Source organism: Paraburkholderia caffeinitolerans (assembly GCF_902859945.1).
GTDB classification, from domain to species: domain Bacteria; phylum Pseudomonadota; class Gammaproteobacteria; order Burkholderiales; family Burkholderiaceae; genus Paraburkholderia; species Paraburkholderia caffeinitolerans.
Genome location: NZ_CADIKL010000037.1, coordinates 61288 through 86626 on the forward strand (window position 1 = coordinate 61288; position 25339 = coordinate 86626).

General features: G+C 64.9%; 21 protein-coding genes and 1 pseudogene. 11 read left to right on the top strand and 11 right to left on the bottom strand.

The genetic code is table 11. The annotated features are described in order from the left end of the window. Positions 1-32 precede the first annotated feature (32 nt). Together HV773_RS27940 and HV773_RS27945 are read left to right on the top strand one after the other, a co-directional pair. Positions 33-2042: a sensor domain-containing diguanylate cyclase gene (locus HV773_RS27940; RefSeq protein ID WP_175197395.1), complete on the top strand. Its 2010-nt coding sequence runs from the start codon at positions 33-35 to the stop codon at positions 2040-2042. 207 nt (positions 2043-2249) lie between these two features. After that, complete coding sequence (locus HV773_RS27945; RefSeq protein WP_175197396.1) at positions 2250-3854, top strand: EAL domain-containing protein; 1605 nt, start codon at positions 2250-2252, stop codon at positions 3852-3854. A gap of 104 nt (positions 3855-3958) precedes the next feature. On the opposite strand, the gene HV773_RS27950 is transcribed toward HV773_RS27945, so the two are convergent. After that, positions 3959-4996: a LacI family DNA-binding transcriptional regulator gene (locus HV773_RS27950; protein ID WP_175197397.1), complete on the bottom strand. Its 1038-nt coding sequence runs from the start codon at positions 4994-4996 to the stop codon at positions 3959-3961. A 170-nt stretch (positions 4997-5166) separates the two neighbouring features. Between HV773_RS27950 and HV773_RS27955 the strand changes: the two genes are divergently transcribed. Both HV773_RS27955 and gudD read left to right on the top strand, forming a co-directional pair. Next, positions 5167-6603, top strand: coding sequence for an MFS transporter (locus HV773_RS27955; RefSeq protein WP_281365305.1), 1437 nt, complete (start codon positions 5167-5169; stop codon positions 6601-6603). Between the two features lie 134 nt (positions 6604-6737). Continuing rightward, positions 6738-8078, top strand: a complete 1341-nt coding sequence (gudD, locus tag HV773_RS27960; RefSeq protein ID WP_175197398.1) for a glucarate dehydratase — start codon at positions 6738-6740, stop codon at positions 8076-8078. 71 nt (positions 8079-8149) lie between these two features. Here the strand turns inward: gudD and HV773_RS37565 are convergent, their stop codons facing one another. From HV773_RS37565 to HV773_RS27985, 6 genes and pseudogenes are all read right to left on the bottom strand, one after another. Next, the gene (locus HV773_RS37565; protein WP_377730716.1) at positions 8150-8290 is read right to left on the bottom strand and encodes a hypothetical protein; all 141 of its coding nucleotides are present in this window, start codon (positions 8288-8290) and stop codon (positions 8150-8152) included. Next, entirely contained in the window at positions 8241-9878 is a 1638-nt protein-coding gene (locus HV773_RS27965; protein ID WP_175197399.1) for an NADP-dependent glyceraldehyde-3-phosphate dehydrogenase, read from the bottom strand. Before HV773_RS27965 ends, HV773_RS37565 begins: the two co-directional genes overlap by 50 nt. Before the next feature lie 142 nt (positions 9879-10020). After that, positions 10021-10974: an ABC transporter substrate-binding protein gene (locus tag HV773_RS27970; protein ID WP_175197400.1), complete on the bottom strand. Its 954-nt coding sequence runs from the start codon at positions 10972-10974 to the stop codon at positions 10021-10023. Positions 10975-11111: 137 nt separating this feature from the next. After that, a pseudogene (locus tag HV773_RS27975) lies at positions 11112-12068 on the bottom strand (ABC transporter permease subunit); the annotation flags it as partial. Between the two features lie 135 nt (positions 12069-12203). Then, positions 12204-13757, bottom strand: coding sequence for a sugar ABC transporter ATP-binding protein (locus HV773_RS27980; RefSeq protein ID WP_175197402.1), 1554 nt, complete (start codon positions 13755-13757; stop codon positions 12204-12206). Further along, positions 13744-15006: an ROK family transcriptional regulator gene (locus HV773_RS27985; RefSeq protein ID WP_175197403.1), complete on the bottom strand. Its 1263-nt coding sequence runs from the start codon at positions 15004-15006 to the stop codon at positions 13744-13746. The genes HV773_RS27980 and HV773_RS27985 overlap by 14 nt, the downstream gene beginning before the upstream one ends. A 212-nt stretch (positions 15007-15218) precedes the next feature. On the opposite strand from HV773_RS27985, the gene HV773_RS27990 reads away from it, so the two are divergent. The 4 genes from HV773_RS27990 (at position 15219) to HV773_RS28005 (ending at position 18058) form a co-directional block, all read left to right on the top strand. Next, positions 15219-15572 carry a YciI family protein gene (locus tag HV773_RS27990; RefSeq protein ID WP_175197404.1) on the top strand — a complete coding sequence of 118 codons (354 nt, stop codon included), beginning with the start codon at positions 15219-15221 and terminating at the stop codon, positions 15570-15572. Positions 15573-15737: 165 nt separating this feature from the next. After that, the gene (locus HV773_RS27995; RefSeq protein ID WP_175197405.1) at positions 15738-16163 is read left to right on the top strand and encodes a YciI family protein; all 426 of its coding nucleotides are present in this window, start codon (positions 15738-15740) and stop codon (positions 16161-16163) included. A 45-nt stretch (positions 16164-16208) separates the two neighbouring features. Further along, positions 16209-16631: a VOC family protein gene (locus tag HV773_RS28000; protein ID WP_175197406.1), complete on the top strand. Its 423-nt coding sequence runs from the start codon at positions 16209-16211 to the stop codon at positions 16629-16631. Further along, a complete protein-coding gene (locus HV773_RS28005; protein WP_175197420.1) occupies positions 16631-18058 on the top strand; it encodes an RNA polymerase sigma factor in 1428 nt (475 codons plus the stop codon). Before HV773_RS28000 ends, HV773_RS28005 begins: the two co-directional genes overlap by 1 nt. Here HV773_RS28005 and HV773_RS28010 read toward each other — a convergent pair. The 4 genes from HV773_RS28010 to HV773_RS37435 form a co-directional block, all read right to left on the bottom strand. Further along, entirely contained in the window at positions 18055-18732 is a 678-nt protein-coding gene (locus HV773_RS28010) for a glutathione S-transferase family protein (RefSeq protein ID WP_246282431.1), read from the bottom strand. The two genes, HV773_RS28005 and HV773_RS28010, sit on opposite strands and share 4 nt — an antisense overlap. A 153-nt stretch (positions 18733-18885) precedes the next feature. Further along, on the bottom strand, positions 18886-19749 hold the full coding sequence (locus HV773_RS28015; RefSeq protein WP_175197407.1) for a LytR/AlgR family response regulator transcription factor: 864 nt from the start codon (positions 19747-19749) through the stop codon (positions 18886-18888). Between the two features lie 110 nt (positions 19750-19859). Further along, positions 19860-20981: a sensor histidine kinase gene (locus tag HV773_RS28020; protein WP_175197408.1), complete on the bottom strand. Its 1122-nt coding sequence runs from the start codon at positions 20979-20981 to the stop codon at positions 19860-19862. Positions 20982-21164: 183 nt separating this feature from the next. Then, positions 21165-21782, bottom strand: a complete 618-nt coding sequence (locus tag HV773_RS37435) for a DUF6622 family protein (RefSeq protein WP_343052395.1) — start codon at positions 21780-21782, stop codon at positions 21165-21167. Between the two features lie 213 nt (positions 21783-21995). Here HV773_RS37435 and HV773_RS28030 point away from each other — a divergent pair, with 213 nt between their 5' ends. The 3 genes from HV773_RS28030 to HV773_RS28040 all read left to right on the top strand — a co-directional run. Beyond that, positions 21996-23000: an AraC family transcriptional regulator gene (locus HV773_RS28030; RefSeq protein ID WP_175197410.1), complete on the top strand. Its 1005-nt coding sequence runs from the start codon at positions 21996-21998 to the stop codon at positions 22998-23000. A 367-nt stretch (positions 23001-23367) separates the two neighbouring features. Beyond that, entirely contained in the window at positions 23368-25158 is a 1791-nt protein-coding gene (locus HV773_RS28035) for an acyl-CoA dehydrogenase (protein WP_175197411.1), read from the top strand. A 36-nt stretch (positions 25159-25194) separates the two neighbouring features. After that, on the top strand, positions 25195-25339 hold a 145-nt coding region (locus HV773_RS28040; protein WP_175197412.1), incomplete at its 3' end, for an FAD-dependent oxidoreductase.

The window sequence follows — 25339 nt, forward strand, 5'->3', positions numbered from 1 at the left end:
GGGCGCTCGATTTTTTCGACACCGCGCGCGCCATGCCCGTTTCCCAGCCTTCAGCCGAATCCGCGTTCGTCCCGCCGCCCACGGCACTGGCCTGTGACGCGCAGGGCAACGGCAGCGCTCCCGGCGTGCAAGGCGCGGTCTCGCGTGCCGCGAACGGTCTCGATTCCCTGCTCGATGCGCTGATGCGGCTGGTGGCCCGCCATTTCGGCGTGGCGGCCGCGTGCGTGTTGCCCGGCGATGCGGCTGCCGGCGCGCCGGCGTGGGCGGGCGTGGGGGGGGACGCCTCGGGCGTCGCTACGTCGGGCGTCGCTACGTCGGGCGTCGCGATGCCGTTGCGCGAGGCGCTGGCCGAAATCCGGTCGGCACAGAACGCGCTCGCCATGAATGGTCCGAGCGGCGCGGGTGAGCCGCATGGCATCGCTGGCGCGGGCGAGCCGTTCATCGTCAGCGATCTCGGGACGGACCCCGCGTGGCAGGCGTGCCTGTCGCGGGCTAGCGCGCTGCCGTTCCGCTTCGTGGCGGCCTGGCCGCTGCGCGGGGCGGGCGGCGACCCGCTGGGCAGCCTGTGCCTGCTCGATCATGCGCCACGCGAACTTTCTTCGGACGAGCGCGCGAGCCTCGACGACTTCGCACGGGTGATCGCGGCGCTGGCGGCGCAGGAATCCATCATCGAAACCCAAGGCGGGCCGTCTCCCGCCGAAGCCATGCTGCTCGAGGAACTCGACTCGCTGCGCGCCCGCGAGCGGCTTCTCGCGCTCGCCATCGCGGGCAGCGGCACGGGCATTTGGGACCGCGACGTGGTCAGCGGCGAAATCTGCTATTCCACGGGCTGGAAAGCGATGCTTGGCTATGCCGCCGACGAGGTGACCAACCGCATCGAAGACAGCTACCAGCGCCTGCACCCCGACGACCTCGACTACGTGAAGGCCACCATGCAGGCCCACTTCGAAGGCCGCACCGAGCAGTACGAAGTGGAGCACCGCATCCGCTGCAAGGACGGCCGCTACAAGTGGATTTGCAGCCGCGGCAAGGTCACCGCGCGCGACGACAACGGCCGCGCGCTGCGCATGATCGGCACCACGACCGACGTGACGTCGATGCACGAGATGGCCGAGCGCCTGCGCGAGTCGGCCAGCCTCGTCACCAATCTCACGAACGAAGTGCCGGGTCTGGTGTTCCAGTGCCGCCGCACGCCCAACGGCCACATGAGCCTGCCCTACGCGAGCGCGGGCATCGCGGAGATTTACGAGCTCGCGCCGGCGCAGGTCGCGGCGCATGCGCGCGCGATCGAGGCACTCATTCACCCCGACGATCTCGATGCGTACCGCGCGTCGTTCGCGGCTTCGGCGGCCACGCTGGCGCCGTGGCACCTCGAATATCGCGTGTGCCTGCCGCGCCAGGGGCTGCGCTGGCGGCAGGGCGATGCGAAGCCGCAGCGCCTCGCCGATGGCGTGATCGTCTGGCACGGCTTCATCACCGACGTCACCGAGCGCAAGCGTATCGAGGCCGAGCTGCAGGAGTTCGCCACGACCGATGGTCTCACGGGGCTCGCGAACCGTCGTCACTTCATGATGCGGCTCGAGGCGCAGCTTGCGCTGCTGCGCCATGCGGGCAGCGTGGGCAACCCCGGCCACGTCGGCACCGCGAGCGCCGCCGTGCTGATGTGCGACCTCGATCATTTCAAGTCGATCAACGACCGCTTCGGCCACGCCGTGGGCGACGAAGCCCTGCGCCATTTCGCCGGCATCTTGCGCACGCATCTGCGCGTGGGCGATGTGGCCGGGCGCATCGGCGGCGAGGAATTCGCGCTCCTGCTGGGCGGCGCCGATCTTGACGGCGCGTGCACGGTCGCGCGCCGCATCCAGGATTGCATCGCCCGTGCGCCGCTCGCGGGCGGGGCCGGCGGGGTGCTGCTCACGGTTAGCATCGGCGTCACGCAGATGCACGCCGGCGACCCGAGCGTCGAAGCCGCGCTCTCGCGCAGCGACAGCGCGCTCTATCGCGCGAAGAAAGGCGGGCGCAACCGCATCGAGTGCGCCTGAGCCGCGCTACGTCCGGCGCACCCCGCGCACTTCGCCAACGGCGGATTCAGGCGGGCGGCACGATCCGGTCTTCATTCCGGCCCTTGGTGTAACGTTCCAGCAAGCCAATTCCTTTCGCGCCGGTGCGCCAGGCGGCGTGCCGCCGCGAAGTGTCTCTGGACGCCGCCGGGTGGCATGGAGGCGCATTTGCCGGAGTTCGATTCCAGGGTGTCCCACAAGCAGCAGTCCGGCGCGGCAAGCGCATGGGCGCGCGCCGCGCGGGTGGCGATGATGGCGCTCGCGGCGGCGCTGCCGGTGCTGCTGTGCGCGGCGTTCACGCGCTACGAAGCTGAGCGCCTCGTGCGCAACGAGGCCGAGCTTGCATCGAATTTCGTCGTCAATCAGGTGGTCGCGATAGCCGAGCGCGCGCGCAATACGGCGCGGGTTGTCGCGCCGCGCGCCGCCCAGCCGTGCACGGAGCTTGCCGCCGCGCTCACCTACGGCACGGCCACCGAGCCTTATATCCGCACGCTCAATGTCGTCGACGGCGATCGCCTAGTCTGTTCCTCCGCGCTCGGCAAGCAGATGCCCGTCATGCACAGCATCGCCGTCGATGGGCGCCTGCCGCGTGGCGATTGGCTCGCGATCGTGCCCCGCACGCCGATGGTGGCCGACCGCGCGGCGCTGCTGGTGGGCGTGCGTGCTCCGGGCGCGCGCGCCGTGATTGCGGTGGTCGACTCGCAATATCTGCTCGATCTGCTGCACGCAGCCGCGCCGCTCAGCGCGTATCGCCAGGCCGAATTGCGCGTGGGCACCGGCACCTCGCTGCTCGAAGCCAGCGACGATACCTCGCTGGCTTCGAGCCCGCTCGTGGCCGACACGCGCAAGCTCTTTGCCGGCAGCGTGATCAACCTCCAGCTACATGGCGAGCCCGCGCACCTGAACGAAATATGGGGCAGCTTGCTACTGCGCTACATGCCCTGGGTGGTGGTTTTCTCTGCGTTACTCGCCTGGCTCGTGCACCGCGTGCAGCGCAGCCGGCAGTCGCGCCGCGAGCAGCTGCTGCGCGCGATACGCGGGGGCGAATTCCATGTCGAATATCAGCCGCTCTATGGCGTCGAGTCGGGCCGTTGCGAGGGGGCTGAGGCGCTGCTGCGCTGGGTGCGTCCAGGCATCGGCACGGTGCGTCCCGACGAGTTCATCCAGGCCGCCGAAGAAGACGGCGTGATCGTGCCGCTCACCCAGCATCTGCTGAAGCTGATTGCGCGCGACGTCATGCTGTGGGGCACGCGGCCAGGTTTTCACCTGGGCATCAACTTCGCGCCGGAGCATCTTTCGGGCGAGGATTTGCTGTCCGACGTGCGGCGCTTCCTGGCCCAGATCGCGGGACGCCAGATCCAGACCGTGATGGAAATCACCGAGCGCTCGATCATGCGCAACACTGGGCAGGCGCGGAGCAATCTGGAGGCATTGCGCGCCGAGGGCGTGCAGGTCGCGATCGACGACTTCGGAACCGGATATTGCGCGCTATCGTATTTGGAGAAATTTCCCTTCGATATCCTGAAGATCGATCGTGGCTTCGTGCTCACGATCGATGCCGAGGGGCGCAGCGCGGTCGTGCTCGACACCATCGTCAGTCTCGCGCACAGCCTGGGCGCGCGCATCGTGGCCGAAGGCGTAGCCTCGCAGGAACAGTTCGAGTATCTGCGCGCACGCGGTGCGCATTACGTTCAGGGCTTTCTCTACGCGAAGCCGATGCGGGCCGATGTCTTCAGCCGCTGGTATGGCAAAGCGGGGAGCGAGACGTGCGCCAATCCGCAGGCGCACGCCTGAGACATGAGACCCCGCTCAGTGCTGCGGCGACCAGCCCTATAGCTACGCTCGCCGACGCCTGGACTGCGGAGCCGTCGACACGGTGCAGTTGATGGACGGAGCGATCAGGCACTTTCGCGGTCGACGATCGTGAACCCCGTATCGACGCGCAGCGCGGCGGGCGATGATGGTTTCCCTTCGAGTCTTTGCAGCAGCGCCTCGGCAGCGAGCCTGCCGATTTCGGCGCCGTCGATGCGAACCGTCGACAATGCCGGATGGACGTGCGCGGCCGTGCTGAGATCGCCGAAACCCATGACGGCAACCTCCTGCGGAATGCCGATGCCGCGTTTCGCCGCCTCCGCGAGAATGCCCTGCGCGAGCGTGTCGGTGCTGCACGCAATCACGTCCGGCAAGCCGCGTTCGAGCAGGCGGGCAAAGCCCTCGCGCCCCGCTTGCAGGGTAGCGGGCGCAGGCAGGATTTCCATCGGTACGTTCTCCACGCCGTGCCGCCGCAGTTCCTCGACGATGCTCATGCTCCGCCGCATGCCGCGCGGATCGTCGGCGGATAGAACCGCGAAGCGCCGATAGCGCTTGTGCAGCAGATGACGTGCAACCGCGCTGCCGACCGCCTCGTGCGAAAACCCGATGAGCATGTCGATAGGGTCGTCGGTCAGATCCCAGATCTCGATGATCGGCACCTTCGTCTTGAGCAGCCGGTCGCGCGTGAGCGCCGAATGATCGGTGCCCGTCAGGACGATGGCGTCCGGGCGGCGGCCGAGCAGCGTATGCACGAGCTGCTCTTCGCGCTCGCGAAGGTAACCGGTCAGACCGAGCAGTGTCTGATAACCGGATGCGGCGAGCGTCGACATCATCGTCTGAACCATGTCCGTGAAGATGGACGTCGCGATCGTCGGCAGCAGCAGGGCGACGAGATGGCTTCGGTTGGTCGCGAGCGCGCCCGCGAGCATGTTCGGCACATAGCCGGTCGAGCGCACCGCATCCAGCACGCGCTGGCGGGTTTCTTCGCGTACGAGCTCGGGCCGCTTCAAGGCGCGCGATACCGTCATGGCGGTGACGCCCGCAAGACGCGCGACATCCTCCAGCGTCACACTTTCATGTGTCTGATCCGGCTGGCCGGCGGCGGTCCTGTAGCTCTCGTCCATTTCGACTCCGTTTTCATCTCCATTCTATCGATACGCCAGAAAGAGAATAACGGTTCTATGACGTAGGACATCGTATAACTAATGCCCGGGAAAACCAGAATTACCTGAATGTTTGCGCTAACATATCCTGCAAAAACTGTCAGACATCAGACAACATTTCGGAGGCGACGATGGAAAATGGCGTAAGCCAGGCGCGGCAGATGCCTGCCGGGGAGCCGGCCCGTGGCAACGTGGCCGCGACGGCGGGCGATATCGCGGGCAGCTACGCGGGGCGCAGCAAGGCGCGCTTCCTGATCGTTTTCATGCTTTTCCTTGTCACGACGGTCAACTATGCCGACCGCGCGACGCTCTCCATCACCGGCACGTCGATTCAGCACGCGCTGGGCATTTCGCCCGTCGCGATGGGCTACATCTTCTCGTCGTTCGCGTGGGCCTACGTGATCGCGCAGATTCCGGGCGGCTGGCTGCTCGACCGCTTCGGCTCCAGGCGCGTGTACGCGTGCAGCATCTTCTTCTGGTCGGTGCTGACGGCGCTGCAGGGCTTCGTCGCTGCGCTGCCCGTGGGCCTCGCGATCGTCACGCTGTTCGTGCTGCGCTTTCTGGTCGGCGCGGCGGAAGCGCCCGCGTTCCCCGGCAACTCGCGCCTGACCGCCACGTGGTTCCCGACGGCCGAGCGCGGCACGGCGTCGGCGATCTTCAACTCGTCGCAGTATTTCGCCGCTGTGCTGTTCACGCCGATCATGGGCTGGATCACGCACGAATACGGCTGGCCGCACGTGTATTTCGCGATGGGCGCGCTCGGCGTGGTCGTCACCGGCATCTGGCTCAAGACCGTTTATGCACCGCGCCAGCATCCGCTCGTCAATGAAGCCGAAGTGCGCTATATCGCCGACAACGGCGCGATGGTCGATCTCGAAGACAAGCAGCTCGCCCGGCAACGCCGCGCCGAGCAGAAGCATACGGAGAACCAGGGCTCGCAAGGCCGCGCCGTGCTCGCGCAACTGCTCAAGAGCCGCATGATGCTCGGCGTGTTCATCGCGCAGTACTGCATTACGACGCTTACGTACTTCTTCCTCACGTGGTTTCCGATTTACCTCGTGCAGGAACGCCACATGTCGATCCTGAAGGCGGGCTTTGTCGCGTCGATTCCGGCAATCGCGGGCTTCCTCGGCGGCGTGCTCGGCGGCGTCATCTCCGACCGGCTGATGAAGCTCGGCCTCTCGACCTCCATCGCGCGCAAGGTGCCGATCGTCGTCGGCCTGCTGCTGTCCACCTGCATGATCGTGTGCAACTACGTCGACAATCAGTGGCTGGTGGTCGGCATCATGGCCGCGGCGTTCTTCGGCAAGGGCATTGGCGCGCTCGGCTGGGCGGTGGTCTCCGACACCGCGCCCAAGCAGGCAAGCGGCCTGTGCGCGGCGCTCTTCAACACCTTCGGCAACACGGCGGGTATCACCACGCCGATCGTCATCGGCTATCTCGTGCAGGGCACGGGTTCGTTCGCGGCGGCGCTCGTGTTCGTCAGCGCCAATGCGTTGATCGCGATCGTCTGCTACCTGTTCGTCGTCGGCAAGATCCAGCGCTTCGAATTGAAGCCGGCAGCATAAAAAGCGCAAACGCCATTGCGCAAGCGACGTACTTTTCTGAATTTGGCGAGCGCGTAATCGCTCCATGCACTCCATCTCGAGGCCGAAGGGGCCGTCTGATGCCCCGCCTCAAATCAACTCAAAGGATCACGCTCATGTCCACGAACCCGAACACCACTCCCCAAGTCACGGAGCTGCGCGTCGTGCCGGTTGCCGGCCGCGACAGCATGCTCATGAACCTCTCGGGCGCGCACGGCCCGTTCTTTACGCGCAACATCGTGATCCTGAAGGACAGTGCGGGCAACACGGGCGTGGGCGAAGTGCCGGGCGGCGAAAACATCCGCAAGACCATCGACGATGCGCGTTCGCTTGTCGTCGGCCAGTCGATCGGCAATCTGCACTCGATACTGAATCAGGTTCGCACGACGTTCGCGGATCGCGATGCGGGTGGACGCGGCCTGCAAACCTTCGATCTGCGCACGACCATTCACGCAGTGACCGCGCTCGAAGCCGCGTTGCTCGATCTGCTCGGCAAGCATCTCGGTGTGCCGGTCGCCGCTTTGCTCGGCGAAGGCCAGCAGCGCGATGAAGTGGAGATGCTGGGTTATCTGTTCTATGTCGGCGACCGCAACAAAACGGATCTGCCGTACGCATCGGGCGCGGATGGCAAGGATGACTGGGAGCGCGTGCGCACCGAAGTCGCGCTGACGCCTGAAGCGGTGGTGCGTCTCGCGGAAGCGGCGCAAGCCCGCTACGGCTTCAACGACTTCAAGCTGAAAGGCGGTGTGCTCGCGGGCGATGCGGAAATCGAAGCGGTGACGGCGCTCGCGGAACGTTTCCCGCAGGCACGCGTGACGCTCGACCCGAACGGCGCGTGGTCGCTCGCCGAAGCGATCCGCCTGTGCCGCGACCAGCACGATGTGCTCGCCTACGCGGAAGATCCGTGCGGCGCGGAAAATGGTTACTCGGGCCGCGAAGTCATGGCGGAATTCCGTCGCGCGACCGGCCTGCCGACGGCGACCAACATGATCGCAACCGACTGGCGACAGATGGGCCACGCGATCCAACTGCAATCGGTCGATATTCCGCTCGCCGATCCGCATTTCTGGACCATGCAGGGTTCGGTGCGCGTTGCGCAGATGTGCAACGACTGGGGCCTCACGTGGGGCTCGCATTCGAACAATCACTTCGACATTTCGCTCGCGATGTTCACGCATGTCGCGGCGGCAGCGCCCGGCAAGATCACCGCAATCGATACGCACTGGATCTGGCAGGACGGCCAGCGTTTGACGCGCGATCCGCTGCGGATCGTCGGCGGCAAGGTCAAGGTGCCGGAAGTGCCGGGCCTGGGCGTCGAGCTGGACATGGCCGAAGTGGAGAAGGCGCACGCACTGTACCAGCAGCACGGACTTGGCGCACGCGATGACGGCGCTGCGATGCAATACCTGATCCCGAACTGGAAGTTCGACAACAAGAAGCCGTGCCTCGTGCGCTAGGCCTCTCCCGTCGCGCGCCGCCATGCGCGGCGGCCGTCAGGTTGGCCGCTGGCGCACGGTCGCGCGGATGTTCAGAGCTTCAGATCAAGAAGCGCCTGGCGCATGACCTGCGCATCCGCGTCGAGCCCGGTCCAGTAGCGTATGCTAGCTTCGCGTGTGCACTCAAAAGATGAAGTCGGTATTGATGAACTTCGATTGGTGTTCGCGAACAATGGTGTTGAGCAGTGCCTTGTTCGGCTCGGTCAGTTTGGCCGCGACCATCGAACGGATGGAGAACGCGCGCAGCGCGTCGCTGACCGAGAGCGTGCCTTCCGCCGAATCCTTTCGTCCTGCGAAGGGAAACACGTCCGGCCCGCGCTGGCACTGGCAGTTGAGGTTCACGCGGCAGACCTGGTTGACCAGAGGATCCACCAGTGCACCGATCTGCGCGGCATCAGTCCCGAAAACGCTTACCTGTTGGCCGTGATCCGAGGTGATCACGTAGTCGAGTGCCTCATCCACTGCGTCGAAGCTCATGACCGGGACGACGGGACCGAACTGCTCCTCCCGGTACAGCTTCATACCCTCGCGCACGGGGTAGACCACAGCCGGGTCGAACAGCGTGCTGCAAAACGCGCCACCGCCCTCGTTGACGACGCGCGCGCCTTTTGCGACGGCGTCTTCGATCGCCTCTGTCATGTACGCCGTGCGATGCGGTCCCGGCAAGGGCGTGATGTGCACGCCGGCTTCCCAGGGCATGCCCATTTTGAGCCGCGCGAGTTCAGCGGTGAAGCGCTCGAGAAACGCATCGACGACGCTGCTATGCACGATCAGCATTTTGAGCGCCGTGCAGCGCTGTCCATTGAACGACAGCGCGCCGAGCAGGCATTCCTTGACGGCGAGATCCAGGTCGGCGTCGGGCAGCACGATGGCCGCGTTCTTCGCGTCGAGGCCCAATACCGCGCGCAGCCGGTGCGACTTCGGGTGCTGCTTTTTCAAATGGTCCGCAACGCGGCTCGAGCCGATCAACGCCAGCACGCTGATCTTGCCCGAGGCCAGCATGCGTGGCACCACGAGCTCACCGGGCGCGTGGATGGTGTTGACCACCCCGGGTGGAAACGCGTCACGAAAGACTTCGAGCAGCGGTTCGAACAGCAGGGTGCCATATTGCGGCGGCTTGAGGACCACCGTATTGCCCATGAGCAACGCTGGAATCAAGGTGCAGAAGGTCTCGTTGAGCGGGTAGTTATAAGGCCCCATGCACAGCACCACGCCTAGCGGCGTACGGCGCACCTGGCCTATCGTCCCCTCGACGACCATGAATCGGGAATGGTCGTTTTCCAAGTCCTTCAGGGCCTCGATGGTGGCCTGAATGTACTCGATGGTGCGATCGAACTCCTTGCGCGAGTCGGCGAGACTCTTGCCGATTTCCCACATGAGCAGGTTGACGATCGCCTGGCGGCGCTCGACCATGCCTTTCACAAACGTCTGCATGCAGGCAATGCGGCCGGCGACAGTCATGGTCGGCCATTGGCCGCGGCCGTTGTCGTACGCGGCGACCGCGGCATCCAGAGCGGCGTCGCTCTGCACTTCTCCCATCAAGGGGTAACTGCCGATCTCGACCTGGCTCACGTCGCCGGTCGTCGCATCGCGTGTGCAGACTGGCGAGCGCACGGTTTTACAAGGACCATCCCATTCCAGTATCTTCCCGCCAATCAGGTAACCGCGCTGATGAACGGGAGCGGCAAGCCCGTGTTCCGGTGGAATTTCGTCGACTGTGGGGAAATATCGAGCGAGTCGCGCATGATGGTCGTTCGTCATGAGAGGTCCGAAGGCAGTGGGAACATTCATTAAGATTCTGCAGGGCGATAGTGAAGTACTGCACATCGCGAAAAAACACATGGGTGTGCGCTGCGCACACCCGTCTTTCCATCTGACTGGATCGAGAGTTTGATGAAGCCGCTCAGTGCGGCGACGACCAGCCCTTATAGCTGCTCACGTTATCGCGCGTGATGAGTTGGGGCGTCATCTGGATCATCGGATTGGCGGGCTTCTTGCCGTTCATGATGTCGTAGCCCACTTGCACGGCCGTCTGCGCCATCTTCCACGGATCCTGGCTGGCCGAGGCCTGCACCAGCGTGTCGCTCTTGAGCGCCGTTTCGATATCGGGCGCGCCGTCCACCGAAGTGATGACAATGCCGCTGCGATGCAACTGCTTCGCGGCGAGGTCGCTGCCCACGGCCTGCGGGTCGTTGATCGTGAACACGCCGGCCACCTGCGGGAAGCGCGTGAGATAGCCCTGCATGGTGTTCATGCCGCCTTCGCGCGAGCCCTTGCCGTCCTGGTCGTCGGAGAGAACCTTGATGCCCGGCGACTTCGCGAGCACCTGCTTGCAGCCGTTCACACGGTCGATCACAGCAGAGACTTGCGGGCCGTTCTCGATGATCACGTTACCCTTGCCACCGATCTTCTTCACCATGAACTCGCACGAGATCTGGCCGGCTTTCACGTTGTCGGTTTGCACGGTGGCGTCGGCGCCCGCCGCGGCCACGTCCACGGCCACCACCACGATGCCCGCCGCGCGCGCCTTCTTCACGGCCGGCTCGATCGCTTTCGGATCGGAGGCGTTTATCAGGATCATGTCGACGTGCGCCGAGATGAAGTTGTCGATCTGCGTGAACTGCTTGTTCAGGTCATAGTCGGCGGACACGGCGGTGACTTTCGCGTTCGGATTGAGCTGCTTGGCCTTCGCTTCGGCACCCTGCACGATCGTGACGAAGTAAGGATTGCCAAGCGAACCCACGGTGATGCCGATTGACTTCAGTTGCTTGTCGGCGGCATGCGCGCCTTGCAGCGCGAAACCGAGCGCCAGGGCGGCAGCGGCGCGAACAGCGAAAGCGGCCTTTTTCTTGAACATAACGATGTCTCCAGAGGGGTCCGGTTGGTGTGTGTCATGCAGGGCGGGGGCAGGAGGACCGCCTGCCCCCGCGTTTTAATTCGATTCAAAGCCGATTCAAAGCCGATTCAAAGCCGATTCAAAGCCGATAAAGCGTTTCAGGTGCGTGCCGAACCGCGCTGGCGATAGCGGTCGAGCGCCACCGCGCCGACAATCACGAGACCCTTGATGATGTATTGCCAGATGTCCGAGACGCCCAGCAGCACGAGGCCGTTCGAGAGCACCGCGATAATCAGTGCGCCGATCAGCGTGCCGACAATCGAGCCCACACCGCCCACAAAGCTCGTGCCGCCCAGGATCACTGCCGCGATGGCGTCGAGTTCGTACGACTGGCCGAGCTGCAGGCCGTTGGCGGCGTAGAGGCGTGCGGCCGACATCACGGCGCCCAGTCCTGCAAGCAGGCCCGAGACCGCGTAGACGAACATCTCGATGCCCCAGACCTTGATGCCCGAAAGACGCGCGGCTTCGGGGTTGCCGCCCACCGAGTAGATGTGCAGGCCGAGCACCGTGCGGCGCAACACGAACCACGAAACAGCCACCACCACGAGCGCGATGATCACGAGCCAGGGCACGCCGAACACCGTGCCGTTGCCGATGAAGGCGAACGAGAGTTGCGGATTGAAGATCGTGGTGTCGTGACCGATGAGGCGGGCGATGCCGCGCACTGCCGTGAGCGAACCGAGCGTGACGATGAAAGGCGGCAGGCGCAGCAGCGAGATCAGCGCGCCGTTGACGATGCCGAAGCCGAGCCCCACGCCGAGCGCGGCGGGAATGCCCAGCCAGCCCCAGCCCGGGACGGTCGAGCAGAGCATGGCCGTAACCGCCGATGCAGCCAGGATCGAGCCCACCGAGAGGTCGATGCCGCCCGTGAGAATCACGAAGGTCATGCCGGCGGCGAGCACGATGTTGATCGACGCCTGCTGCGCGACGATCGAGAGATTCTGGAACGTGGCGAAGCCATCGGTCAGAAAGCCGAAGCCGATGCACAACAGCACGAGCACGGGCAGCATGCCTGCCGTGCGCATGATGGATTTCACGCGGGCGCGATGGCCGTCGAGCGCAGCGCCGCCGCGTGCGGCCTGGGCCGGTTGCGCGGGCGACGCTGCAACGCCGTGGCGGGGAAGAATGTTCTTCATGATGTCGTGCTCCTCAATATCTCTTCGACTGATGCGTCGGCGGGTGTGCCAGATTCAGGCGGCCTCGTCCAGCGCGTTTTGCGAGCCGGTGGCGAGTTCGATGATGGCTTCCTGGGTGATGGGCTTGCCGGTGTAGCCGCCCAGTTCTCCGGCGAACATGCCTTCGCGCATGACGAGCACGCGGTCGGCCACGCCGATGATCTCGGGCAGTTCGCTCGAAATCACGATGATGCCCACGCCGGCTTTGGCGAGGTCGTTGATGATGCGGTAGATCTCCGACTTCGCGCCGATGTCTACACCGCGCGTCGGCTCGTCGAGAATCAGCACGCGCGGCTTGGTCTCCAGCAACCGCGAGAGCAGCACCTTCTGCTGATTGCCGCCCGAGAGCGCACCCACGTTCACGCGCGGGTTCGGCACGCGAATCGATAGCGCGCGAATCGAATCTTTCGCGCGCGACGCACCGCGCGCGAGGTCGAGCACGCCGAAGCGCGCATCGCGCCCCGCCACGGCGACGTTGATGTTGTCGCGCACGCTCATGTCGAGAAAGAGGCCCTGATGCTTGCGGTCTTCGGTCAGATAGACGAGGCCCGCTTCGATGGCGTCGCGCGGGCCGTGCACGGCGAGCGTGCGTCCGTCGATGGCGATCTCGCCGCGCGCGCGCTGCTCCGCGCCGAAGATCAGGCGTGCAAGCTCGGTGCGGCCCGCGCCCACGAGTCCCGCAATGCCGAGCACTTCGCCCGCATGGAGGTCGAGGCTGCAGCCGCGCACGCGGTTGTGGTCGGCCACGTCGCGCACCGTGAGCACCGCCTTGCCGGGGTCGTAGGGCGCGTGTTCCTTTTTGTAGAACCCCGAAATATCCCGGCCCACCATCATGCCCACGAGGCTTTCCGCGTTGAGTTCGTCGCGCATCAGCGTGCCCACGTAGCTGCCGTCGCGCAGCACCGAAACGCGGTCGGAGAGCTCGTAGATCTCGGCCATGCGGTGGCTGATGTAGATGATCGCGAGCCCTTCCTCGCGCAACTGGCGAATCAGCTTGAAGAGGCGCTCGGTTTCGCGCGAGGAGAGCGGCGTGGTGGGCTCGTCCATCACGATGATGCGCGCATCGCTATGCACGGCGCGCGCGATCTCCACCAGTTGGCGCTCGGCGATGGAGAGCGAGCCCACCAGCGTCGCGGGGCCGAAGCTGGCGCCGAGGCGCTTGAGCACGTCTTCGCAGCCACGCTCCATGGCGGCGCGGTCGACCATGCCGAAGCGGCGGCCGCCACGGCGCAGTTCGCGTCCGGCGTGAATGTTTTCGGCAACGGAAAGATTCGGCGCGAGGCTCAGTTCCTGGTAAATCACGGCCACGCCCAGTTCGCGCGCGGCGAGCGGGCCGTCGATCACGACCGTCTTGCCGTCGAGCACGATCTCGCCGCCGGCGTCAGCCTGATACGCGCCCGAGAGAATTTTCATGAGCGTGGATTTGCCCGCACCGTTCTCGCCCATCAGCGAATGCACTTCGCCGGGCCAGACCGAGAGGCGCACGTTGTCGAGTGCGCGCACACCGGGAAACGTCTTGCTGATGCCCCGCATTTCCAGCAGCGGGGGCGTCTGTTCAGAGCGCGACATGGCTTTCCTCCTGCGCCAGGGCGTGAGTTTGTGCGCCGGCGCCCACCAGGATGCCCGCACGCGGCGAAAAATTGAAGAACATCGGCAGCGTGGCGGCGCCCAGCGCGCCCGCATCGGGGCCGAAGGTGCCGCGCACGAGCGCGGGCGTGCCGCGCGCCTCGGGCGCGGTGGCCGCCACGGCCACGCGCAGGCGCTGCATGAGTGTGTCGATGAGGCCCGCGTCCACGTCGGCGTCGAGCACCACGGCCGGCACGTCGAGCACGCACAGGGCGGAGCGCAGCGCGGGCGCGAGCGCGTCGATGCAGTCGTCGAGCCATTCCCCGACGGCCGGATGACCGCGCGCGATGCAGGCTTCGATATCGGCGCGGTTATCCACTGTCTCGCCGCGGTATTGCAGATGGCGGCGCAGCGCGATGAGCGAGGCGCGCGAAAGCAGGATGTCCCATTTGCCGGACGGCTTGTGCGCCGAGGGCAGGGAACTCGGCGGCACGGGCATCACGGCGAAGTCGCCCGCGTTGCCGCTGAGGCCGCGCACGCAGTCGCCGTTGATGGCGATGCCGCCGCCAATGGCCGGGCCGAGAAAGAGATAGAGGAAATCGTCGCGCTGGCGACCGCAACCGTAAAAGAGTTCGGCGATGGCGGCGGCGTTGCCGTCGTTTTCGCTGAACACGGGCAGCCCGAGCGCGCGGCCCAGGTCGCCCGCGAAATCGACATCGCGCCACACGCGGAACGCTTCGGTGGGCAGGCCCAGTTCGCTCAACCAGCTATCGAGATTGTAAGGTTGCGCGACGCCAATGCCGGCAAGGCGGCTGCGTTCGGATTTATCAAGCAATCCTGAGAGTTCGCGAATATCCCGCTGGACGATTTCCTGTGCGAGCGCCGGTTGCGGCAGCAGCATGTCGTGCGAGCGCCGCCCGATCATCTGGCCCGCAAAGTCCACGAGCACGGTTTCGATGTTGGTCCGGTCGAGCCGCACGCCGATCGCAAACGCGCCGCGCGGCGCGAGACGCAGGAGCGAGGCGGGCTGGCCGCGTCCGCCATCCAGACGCCGGCCGCTCATCTCGATCAGGCCATTTTCCGCGAGCGAGGTGATGATGCTGCCCACGGCCGTGCTGGTGAGATTAGCCAGACGGGCGAGATCGGCCTTCGAGGCCTCGCCGGCGCGCCGCAGCGCCTGCAGCAGCAGGCGCTCATTGAAGCGGCGGACATTGGCTGAGTTGCTGCCTTGGCCCACATGCGGACTTCTCACGCGTTTTCTCCGGTTGCGCCAGCGGAGGGATACAACGGTGCTGGCGACTAAATAAATCAAGTTGATTTATTTAATGACGGAAAGCGGCCCGTGTCAGCCTGGGGAAATCCCGGCCGCCGTGTAGTCGCACCGTCTTCCTCCTGCGATATGCTTTCCACGGCTTACATCCATGCGCGGCGATCGTGCACGGTGCACACAGGAACAGAGACTTCATGGCATACATGCTGCTCATTGCAGAACCGCGCGGCCAGCGGGACGCGCGTACGCAGGCCGAAGGCGAGGCGCTCTACGCGCGCATGCTGCGCTTCGCCGACAATCTCGCCGCGCGCGGCGTATTGCTCGACGCGCAATCGCTCGTGTCCGACAAGGAGGCCGCACGCGTCCAGGTGCGCGATGGGCGGGCCAGCGTGCTCGACGGTCCATTTACCGAGGTAAAAGAAATGGTAGGTGGCTTTTTTCTGATCAATTGCGCAACGCGCGCAGAGGCGCTGGCCATCGCGCGCGAATGCCCGGCGGCGGAGTGGGCGAGCGTGGAAGTGCGCGAGACCGGCCCTTGTTTTCGCTAGTCAGGCGGGATTGATTGGCGGCATCGGATTAGGGACTTTCCCTGGGTAAGCAAAAAAATATTCAAACGATGTCGATTTGCACGGGCGTTGCGCGTCGTGTGAATGAGCGCATCGAAACGATGGCGCTTCCTTCACCCCGCATCTGAATGGAGACAGGAGAAAGCAATGCGATTCATGATCATGGTGCGCGCCAACGCGCTGAGCGAATCGGGCGAGACCCCCAATGACCCGGAGATGTTCGCGCAGATGGCCACCTACCACGAGGAACTGGCCAAGGCGGGCGTGCTGCTCGACGCCTCGGGCCTGCATCCGAGCTCGCGCGGCTTTCGCGTGCGCTACACCGACGGCAAGCCTGCCATCGTCGACGGTCCGTTCACCGAGACGAAGGAACTGATTGCGGGCTACACGCTGATCCAGGTGCGCTCGCGCGACGAAGCGCTCGAATGGGCGCGGCGCTTCCCGGCGCCGTTCGGCAAGCACACGGACGGCGAGATCGAAGTGCGCCAACTCTATGAACTCGAAGATTTCGAGCCGTGCGAAGGCATCGAACGCTTTGGCGCGCTCCTCGAAAAAGAGCGCAACGCCAAATAAGCGATTTATTCTGCAATCCAAACGATATCGATAAAGGAAACCATCATGCATAAGCACATTTTCGTCAACCTGGGCGTGAGCGACCTGAAGCGCTCGATGGACTTCTTCGGCAAGGTCGGCTTCACGTTCGAGCCGAAATTCACCAACGACAAGGCCGCCTGCATGGTGATCGGCGAGAACATCTTCGCGATGCTGCTCACGACCGACTTCATGCGCGGCTTCACCGACAAGGCGCTCGTCGATGCCCGCGAGCAGACCGAAGTGCTTGTGTGTCTTTCGTGCGAGTCGCGCGACGAAGTGAACGCGCTCGTGGATAAGGCGCTGGCGGCGGGCGGCAGCTCGAAGCGTCCGCCGATGGATTGCGGCGACGCCATGTATGGCCGCAGCTTCGAAGACCCCGACGGCCACATCTGGGAGCTCATGTACATGTCGCCGGAAGCGGTCGAGAAAGGCGCGCACGGCTCGTGATGCACGAGGCGCGCCGCGATGACGATGCGGCCGGCCAGGCGGCGACGCACCGTGCAATTGCTGCTGTCTGGCGCATCGAATCGGCCAGGGTGATCGCGCACGCCGCGCGGCTGCTGGGCGATGTGGGACTGGCTGAGGATGCCGCGCAGGACGCACTCGTCGCGGCGCTCGAAAGCTGGCCCGCGAGCGGCATCCCCGCCAACCCGGGAGCATGGCTCATGACCGCAGCGAAGCATCGCGCGCTCGACCGCTTGCGGCGGGCCGCCTCGCATGCGCGTGCGCACGAAGTGCTGGGAGCCGATCTCGAAGCGCTCGAAGCGCACTTCGCGCCCGACTTGGTCGATGCGCTGGACGCCGCGCGCGAAGACGATATCGGCGACGACTTGCTGCGGCTATTGTTCGTGGCCAGTCATCCGGTGCTGCCGCGCGAGGGGCGTGTGGCGCTCACATTGCGGCTGCTGGGTGGACTGACTACGGCCGAGATCGCGCGCGCGTTTCTCGTGTCCGAGGCCACGGTCGCGCAGCGCATCGTGCGCGCGAAGCGCACGCTGGCGGATGCGAAAGTGCCGTTCGAGGTGCCGGACAAGGCCGCGCGCGCGGCGCGGCTTGCTTCGGTATTCGAAGTGATTTATTTGATTTTCAATGAGGGCTATGCGGCGACAGCGGGCGCGGACTGGATGCGGCCGGCGCTTTGCGAAGAAGCGCTGCGCCTCGCCCGCATGCTGGCCGAACTGGCGCCCGAGGAGCCCGAGGCGCATGGGCTTGCCGCGCTGCTGGAATTGCAGGCGTCGCGATTGCCTGCGCGAGTGGACCGGCAAGGCCGCGCGGTGCTGCTCGCCGACCAGAACCGTGCGCGTTGGGATGCGCTGCTGATTCGCCGCGGACTTGCTGCGCTTGCGCGCGCGAAGCAGTGTGCGGGCGTGGAGGGGGCGTGGTCCGCAGCGCGGCCGGACGCTAATTCGGATGCGGGATCGGCGCAACGAGAGGCCGACGCAGCGCTCGGCCCCTACGCGCTGCAAGCCGCGCTGGCGGCGTGTCATGCGCGTGCGCCGAGCACGCAGGAAACCGACTGGGCGCGCATCGTCGCGCTCTATGACGCATTGTTGCGCGTCGCCCCGTCTCCCGTGGTGCAACTCAATCGCGCCGTGGCGGTGAGCATGGCGCATGGGCCGCAAGTTGCGCTCGTCATCGTCGATGAGCTAGGCGAGGAGCCGGCCTTGCGCCATTACCCCTGGTTACCCGCCACGCGCGGCGATCTACTCGCTAAGCTGGGCCGCGCTGACGAGGCGCGCGCCGAGTTTGAGCGCGCCGCAGCGCTCACGCAGAATGCGCGCGATCGCGAGGTGCTGCTGGAGCGGGCGGCGGGGGCGCAAGCCGATCAGCCGAACGTGAACGGCCAGGGGCGGGATTTCAAAACACGGACTTAAACATTACGCGGCGCGATGCGCTCCCCTGGCATCAGTTCATACGGATCTTTCCAGCCAGGCAGATTCGCGATGCGCTGCGTCCAGCGCGCGATGTTCGGATAAGCGGCGGGAAGATCGAAGCTCGTTTCCTCGGCCGGATAGAACACGTATCCCGCGAGCGAGAGGTCGGCGATGGTAGGCCGTTTCCCCACCATATATTCGTTCTCGGCGAGATGGGTTTCGACAATCGAGTACGCGGCCTCGACCCGACCTCTCAAGAACTTCTGGACTTCGGGGTGCTGCGGCGTCGTGGCGAACGAGCGGAAGTAGCGGTAGGACGCGATATAGCTCGTGAACTTGTGGTTATCGAACAAGATCCACCGCAAGATCTCGCGCCGCTCGTTCTCGCTTTGCGCGCCGAACGTCCCGAGGTGATCCGCGAGGTAGTCGAGGATCACGCCCGATTGCGTCAGCGTGATGCCGGCATGCTCGAGAACCGGCACCTCCCCCATTTCATTGACGCTTGTGCGCCAGTCCGCGCCGCGCGTTTGTCCGTGGAAGAAGTCGACGAACACCGGCTCCCAGTCGACGCCTGAGCAGGCGAGCATCAGCGCCACTTTGTACGCGCTGCCCGATTGGGCAAAGCAGTGCAGCTTGTATTCCTTGCTCATGATGGTCCTCGGAATTGTGCCCATGGTTGGCTCCATCGGCAGCGTAGCAGCAATCCGGCGCGTGCTACGAATGGGGCCAATATTCCGGCGGCAAGGGCGCGAACCGGGTGGAAGTGGTGCGTCGCGGAATGTAGAGCCGCTCGACTTCACGCGCACGTTGTTCGATGACTGCCCGGTTCACATCCCCTTGAAGCGCTCAGCATATAAACGGCTCACGCCGAGCCTGGCCGTATGCCCGCGCAGTTCGAGCGTGAGCTTGCCGGTCTCGTCACGCGATGCGCTGGCGATCGCGTCTATGCGTACGACTGTGCCGCGGTGAATCTGCCAGAACCGCTGCGGGTCGAGTCGCGGCAGTAGTTCCCGCAGCGACATGCGGATCAGGTGCTCGCGCTGCGGGGTGACCACGCGTACGTATTTGTCCGCCGCCTCGAAGTACAGTACATCGTCGATGGAAACCATGGTAATGGTGTTGCCGGCGCTTGCCTGAATCATCCGCAGCGGCTCGGTGGTGGGTATCGAATGCGCGTCCGCGATGCCTAGCACCATGCGCAACTGGGCGACGAGCGGTTCAAGCGGATCGGGCAATTCTCGGGTACTCCGCGAGAGTGCAGCGCGCCGCACGGCTGCGCTATTGTCGCTGCCGGACCGCTCGCGCTGGCTTAGCGTCGCCTGTAACCGCGCGCAGGTTTGCGCGAGCCGCCCGGACTGCACGGGCTTGAGCACGTAATCGAGTGCGGCCCGCTCGAATGCATGCACCGCGTACTCGTTGTACGCCGTGACGAAGACGAGGAGTGGCGGCCCGCCGTCCGTATTGGGCCAGTCTTCCACAATTGCCTGAGCGGCATCCAGCCCGCTCATCCCCGGCATCTTGATGTCGAGAAATGCGAGGTCGGGACGCAGCGCGATGCACTGTCGCACTGCGGCCGCGCCATCGCCCACTGTCGCAATGATGTTCAGTTGCGGCCACAGCCGCAGCAACTCGATTTGCAGGCTGGCGGCGAGGAGCGGTTCATCTTCGGCGATCAGGGCGGTGGCATGCATAGGGTGTTTCGTCGTATCGGTGGCTGGATTCTATGCCGGTGCAGGTATCGACGCATTTCGGCGCTTTTTTCGGTGAGTGATTCGACACAGTTACCGGTGCTTTTGATCGATCATCGTCGGCATATTGGGGTGATCGGCAGGCGCACGATTGCGAGCGTGCCGCCGCGCCCGTCCGTTGGCGACGTGAGTTCGAATTGCGCGGCGTCGCCGTATAGCGCGGCGAGCCGCTCGCGGACCTGAAGCAGTCCGAAATGAGGCGAGCCGGCATCCGTGTGTGAATCGTGCACAGCCTCACTCGCGAGGCCCACGCCTGTATCTCGCACGCTCAGGATCAGCGTGTTGCCTTCGCGCACGGCGCCGACTACGATCTGGCCGCCCGTCACGCTCGGCTCGAGCCCATGTTTGAGCGCATTTTCGACCAGTGGCTGTAGAAGCAGCGGCGGCACTGACAGCATGGCGAGGGCGTCGGGCAACTCGAGCGTGGTGTGCAGTCTCGGCCCCATGCGCATCTGCATCAGTTCAAGGTAGTCGCGAATACGGGCGAATTCGGTTGAGAGCGCGTGCGAGTCTGAACGCGAGGCGTCGAGCGTCGAGCGCAGGAAGGCGTTCAGATGATCGAGCATGGCCTGCGCACGCGGCGGGTTACTGTCGATCAGCACACGCAGGTTAGCGAGCGTGTTGAAGATCATGTGCGGTTCGAGCTGGGAGGCAAGCAATTTGAGCTGATTTTCGGCTGCAGTGCGTAGCGCGGTCTGGGTGCGCGCTTCCAGTGCTGCGAGCCGTCCACGGGCGTAGAAGAACCAGGTGCAGCCGATGGATAAGGCGAAGGTGGTGCCGAAGGCGGGCAGCAGCACGTTAGTATTCCGAAAAAAGGCGAATGCGTTGCGGTGTACGCCGGTGAGCAGGTCGCCGAACGCGTGCCCCGAAAAATAGCCGACGAGCGCCGAGAACACGAGCCAGGGTGCCATGAGTGGCCAGCCCGGCCAGATGCGCGACGCACCTGGCTGTGCGTGCGCGCCGCCGTCGCGTCGCTTCATGAGGGCAGCCAGGCCGTAGCGTCCGCTCTCGATCAGCGCTTGAGTGCATAGCGCGATACTGAACGAGTACTTCAGGTTCGACACTAGCGTTTCTTTGGTGAGCGCGCTGAACAATAGCGTACTGATCGCGCCGAGCAGAATCGTGATTCGCAGCTCTCGCCACAACCATGCGAGCGCTTTGGTGTACGGGTGCATGTGAGGTATCCGGGATCGCTACAGCTTCAGTGTAATGTTGGCGCGGATTTGTCGGGACCGCGGGACGCGTCAGCGGCACGATCAGGTAAGCACTTGTAGTATTCGGCGGATTGTAACGTTTGCGCTGGTGTGCGAATCCGCCGTAGTGCAGCGGCGCAACGCGTTGCGTGCCGGTCGGACGTTTCAGGCAGAGGTGGCCTCGCGCACCGGCACGTCGCGTGCGATACGCCACATCGCAAGGCTGCGGGCGAGAAATACGCCGCTGAATGCGCCGTAGGCGAGGCAGGTTATGCCGACGAAATGCGCGTCCTCGATACGGGCAGGATGCAAGGCGAGCGCGACGTTAGCAACGAATTTCACGCCAAAGAGGCCGAGGTAAAGCGTGAGCGGAAGCCAACTGCCCGGCACGATGAGGCTTGCGTGCTCGGGTGAACTGCGCACGCCGCGCCACGCGCCGCCCAGCGTCGCCAGTGCGAGCAACACGGCATTGCCGATTACCCATGCAGCAAGCGCGAGAGGCTGATGCGCGAAGTCCGACGCCACGCCATGGAGCGACAGACCGGTCATCAGGAATGGCAGCAAGGTTGCGCTGCGGATCGAGCGGCGGCGCGGCCGTGACTGTGCGGCTCCGGAGACAACCAGGGCAGCGAGGGCACCCCAAACCCAAAGTGGCGTGTGTTGCAAAACGCTTGCGTACATAGTGACGACCTCCGTATTGGCTCGGCGAGCGAATCGATGTCGTGATGTTCGAACCATGCCAGGCCGTTTTCGAGTGTTTTGCGACGAACGGCCGGCTGGCATCGCGGAACGCTGTTTGTGGGGTGTGAATGGCCTGGGGCGCGCTCGCGCGCGTTGTATGGCGGCTTGACCATCGGACACATCGGACAATACGGAGCAGGGGCGCAGTGCGCGAATCAGCCGGCGTGAGCCGGGTTCGGAAGTATCATGCTGGTTTGCGCGGCAGCTTACCCAACAAAACAATTCTGTTCCGGCTGCCTGGCCGGTTACCCACGCATGCAACTCACGGGCTCGACAGTCCCCATTTCTCTCGTACGCGGTTTTCTTGCTGCCGCCCAGGCGCGGCCGGAAGTCGTTGGCCACTATCTGGAGCAGGCGGGCATTCCCGCGGAACTGCTCGACGAACTCGGCGCGCGCGTGACGGAGGAGCAGTTCTCCACGCTTTACCGCTTGCTCGCCATCGAACTCGACGACGAAATGCCCGGCATCTTCAGCCGCCCGTTTCGCAGCGGCACGCTGAAATTTCTCTGCCTGAGCCTGCTGGACGCGCGCAACCTCGAGACGGCGCTGCATCGCTTCGGCCAGTTCTTCCACATCGTGCTCGACGACTTCCGGCTCGAATCGCGCCGCAGCGAACTCGTGGCCCAGGTCGAACTGCGCCCGCATGCCTCGTTCGGGCCTATCGGTCCGCTTGGTCAGGAGTTGATGCTCAAGCTGGCGCACGGTGTGTCGTCCTGGTTGATCGGCCAGAAGATTCCACTGCTGCAAGTCGAACTGGCCTGCGCGCGGCAACCGCACGCGCTCGATCACCGCTACTTTTTCTCCTGCCCGGTGCGCTTTGGCTGCGAGACCGCGCTGTTCCGCTTCAGCGCCGCCTACCTCGACATGCCGATCCGGCAGAGCAAGCGCAATCTCCGGCAGTTTCTCGAGCGCTCGCCTGGCGAGTGGATTTTCGAGTCGTTCAGCGAGCAACTGGTGAGCCATCAGGTGCGCCAGTACCTGGCCAGCACGCTGCCCGATCTGCCGACCATCGAGGCGGCGTCCACGCATTTGCATTGCTCGGTGCGCACGCTGTGCAGGCGGCTCGCGTCAGAAGACACCTCGTTCCAGGTGCTCAAGGACGACCTGCGGCGCGACGTGGCGATCCAGCGCCTCACCGATACGCAGGACACCATCGCCGCGATCGGCGCCGATATCGGCTTCGATGACCCCAGCGCGTTTCATCGCGCCTTTCGCCACTGGACCGGCAGCACGCCCGGCACCTATCGCGGGCGGTCTTGAGCAGCGCGTCCAGGCTGACCGGTCCCGGGTTCGATTCGTGCTGCTCGAGTGTCCGATTTTGCACTCGATCCGCGCCTGATTCGGTGCGGGGCTCCAGTGTGATATTCATACGGATTTCACGCCGGAAGTGGCCCCCCGCCGTCAGGGGGGCGTGTGCGCCGAAGGCACCAGGTACAACCCTGGTCGCCCGAGCCTCCCAGCAAAATCGGGCGTGGCGTGGCAAGATTTGTCACTAGATGGGCCGGTTTGGACAGTTTCGCGGGCGGGTTTTGGGGCTACGATTCATCACACATCGCCCCTGGTGCGCCGGCTCCACAGCCCGTACGCGCCGCGGCTCCCAAGATCCACGCGTTAAAAAAGGTTCGCCATGAGCTTTACTGCCCCCGTCAAAGACATGCTGTTCGTGCTGAAGGAACTGGCTGGCATCGACGAAGTCGCCACGTTGCCCGGTTTCGAAGATGCCGGCTTCGACACCGCCCAGGCGGTGCTGGAGCAAGCCGCGAAGCTGTGCGGGGAAGTGCTCGCGCCCCTGAATGTGGAAGGCGACCGCACGCCGAGCAGCTTGCATGACGGCGAAGTCACGGCCTCGCCGGGCTTCAAGGCGGCATTCGAGCAGTTCGCGGAAGGCGGCTGGCAAGGCCTGCAACACCCCGCTGAGTTCGGCGGCCAGGAGTTGCCGAAGCTGATCGGCACGCCCTGCAACGAAATGGTCAACGCGGCGAACCTGTCGTTCGCGCTGTGCCCGCTCCTGACCGATGGCGCGATCGAAGCGCTGCTGACCGCCGGCACCGAGGAGCAAAAGGCCCGTTACGTGCCGAAGCTCATTTCGGGCGAGTGGACCGGCACGATGAACCTGACCGAGCCGCAGGCCGGCTCCGACCTCGCACTGGTGCGCACGCGCGCCGAGCCGCAGGCCGACGGTTCGTACCGCGTCTTCGGCACGAAGATTTTCATCACGTGGGGCGAGCACGACATGGCGAAGAACATCGTCCACCTCGTGCTGGCGCGCGTACCTAACGCACCCGAAGGCGTGAAGGGCATTTCGCTCTTCATCGTGCCGAAGTTCCTTGTCAACGAAGACGGCAGCCTCGGTGCGCGCAACGACGTGCACTGCGTGTCGATCGAACACAAGCTCGGCATCAAGGCGAGCCCGACGGCCGTGCTCCAATACGGCGACAACGGCGGCGCGATCGGCTATCTGGTGGGCGAAGAGAACCGCGGCCTTGAATACATGTTCGTGATGATGAACGCGGCGCGCTTTGGGGTGGGCACGCAAGGCGTGGCGATTGCCGAGCGCGCGTACCAGCAGGCAGCGGCGTTCGCCAAGGAGCGCGTGCAGAGCCGCCCGGTGGATGGCTCGGTGAAGCAGTCGGTGACCATCGTGCAGCACCCGGACGTGCGCCGCATGCTCGCCACCATGCGTTCGATGACTGAGGGCGCGCGTGCGCTCGCCTATGCGGCTGCGAGCCACTGCGATATCGCGCATCGTCATCCGGACGAAGCCGAGCGCGCGCGTCATCAGGCGATCTACGAATTCCTCGTGCCGATCGTGAAGGGCTGGAGCACCGAGATGGCCAACGAGGTCACGAGCCTCGGCGTGCAGGTGCACGGCGGCATGGGCTTCATCGAGGAAACGGGCGCGGCGCAGCACTATCGCGACGCACGCATTCTCGCGATCTACGAAGGCACGACTGCGATCCAGGCAAACGACCTGATTGGCCGCAAGACGGTGCGTGACGGCGGTGCGGTCGCGAAGGCGCTGCTCGGCGAAGTTGCGAAGACGATCGAGTCGCTCTCCCAGGCCGATGGCGCGGAAGCGGCTTCGATGCGCACGCAACTTGAACAAGGCGTGCAGGCGCTCTCGCGTGTCGTCGACTTCATGATCGAAAACGTCAAGCGCGATCCGAACGGCACGTTCATGGGCAGCGTTCCCTATCTGAAACTCGCGGGCATCGTGCTGTGCGGCTGGCAGCAGGGGCGCGCGTTGCTCGCGGCGCAGCGCAACCTCGCCGACGATCCGTCGTTCTACGGCGCGAAGATCGCCATGGCGCAGTTCTATGCCGAGCACGTCCTCTCGCAGGCCAACGGTCTCGCGACGGCAGCGCTGGGTGCGCGTGGCGCGCAAGGCCTGATGGCACTCACGGAAGAGCAGTTCTGATACCGGCCTGATGCCGGCCGAAACAGGAAACGCAGCATGAATACGAACGATTTGATCGCACAATACGGCCCACGCGAGTCGATGGAATACGACGTGGTGATCGTAGGCGGCGGCCCGGCGGGCCTGTCCGCGGCGATCCGCCTGAAGCAACTGGCAGCAGAAAAAGGCGCTGAAATCGGCG

Excerpts from the sequence above, each read along its gene's own strand:
- HV773_RS27970 (WP_175197400.1), bottom strand. The coding sequence starts at position 10,974 with ATGTTCAAGAAAAAGGCCGCTTTCGCTGTTCGCGCCGCTGCCGCCCTG.
- HV773_RS28005 (WP_175197420.1), top strand. The coding sequence starts at position 16,631 with ATGCACGAGGCGCGCCGCGATGACGATGCGGCCGGCCAGGCGGCGACG.
- HV773_RS28000 (WP_175197406.1), top strand. The coding sequence starts at position 16,209 with ATGCATAAGCACATTTTCGTCAACCTGGGCGTGAGCGACCTGAAGCGC.
- HV773_RS28035 (WP_175197411.1), top strand. The coding sequence starts at position 23,368 with ATGAGCTTTACTGCCCCCGTCAAAGACATGCTGTTCGTGCTGAAGGAA.
- HV773_RS28020 (WP_175197408.1), bottom strand. The coding sequence starts at position 20,981 with ATGCACCCGTACACCAAAGCGCTCGCATGGTTGTGGCGAGAGCTGCGA.
- HV773_RS27950 (WP_175197397.1), bottom strand. The coding sequence starts at position 4,996 with ATGGACGAGAGCTACAGGACCGCCGCCGGCCAGCCGGATCAGACACAT.
- gudD (WP_175197398.1), top strand. The coding sequence starts at position 6,738 with ATGTCCACGAACCCGAACACCACTCCCCAAGTCACGGAGCTGCGCGTC.
- HV773_RS28015 (WP_175197407.1), bottom strand. The coding sequence starts at position 19,749 with ATGCATGCCACCGCCCTGATCGCCGAAGATGAACCGCTCCTCGCCGCC.
- HV773_RS27990 (WP_175197404.1), top strand. The coding sequence starts at position 15,219 with ATGGCATACATGCTGCTCATTGCAGAACCGCGCGGCCAGCGGGACGCG.
- HV773_RS27980 (WP_175197402.1), bottom strand. The coding sequence starts at position 13,757 with ATGTCGCGCTCTGAACAGACGCCCCCGCTGCTGGAAATGCGGGGCATC.
- HV773_RS27955 (WP_281365305.1), top strand. The coding sequence starts at position 5,167 with ATGGAAAATGGCGTAAGCCAGGCGCGGCAGATGCCTGCCGGGGAGCCG.
- HV773_RS37435 (WP_343052395.1), bottom strand. The coding sequence starts at position 21,782 with ATGCCAGCCGGCCGTTCGTCGCAAAACACTCGAAAACGGCCTGGCATG.
- HV773_RS27940 (WP_175197395.1), top strand. The coding sequence starts at position 33 with ATGCCCGTTTCCCAGCCTTCAGCCGAATCCGCGTTCGTCCCGCCGCCC.
- HV773_RS28010 (WP_246282431.1), bottom strand. The coding sequence starts at position 18,732 with ATGGGCACAATTCCGAGGACCATCATGAGCAAGGAATACAAGCTGCAC.
- HV773_RS27965 (WP_175197399.1), bottom strand. The coding sequence starts at position 9,878 with ATGACGAACGACCATCATGCGCGACTCGCTCGATATTTCCCCACAGTC.
- HV773_RS27995 (WP_175197405.1), top strand. The coding sequence starts at position 15,738 with ATGCGATTCATGATCATGGTGCGCGCCAACGCGCTGAGCGAATCGGGC.
- HV773_RS28030 (WP_175197410.1), top strand. The coding sequence starts at position 21,996 with ATGCAACTCACGGGCTCGACAGTCCCCATTTCTCTCGTACGCGGTTTT.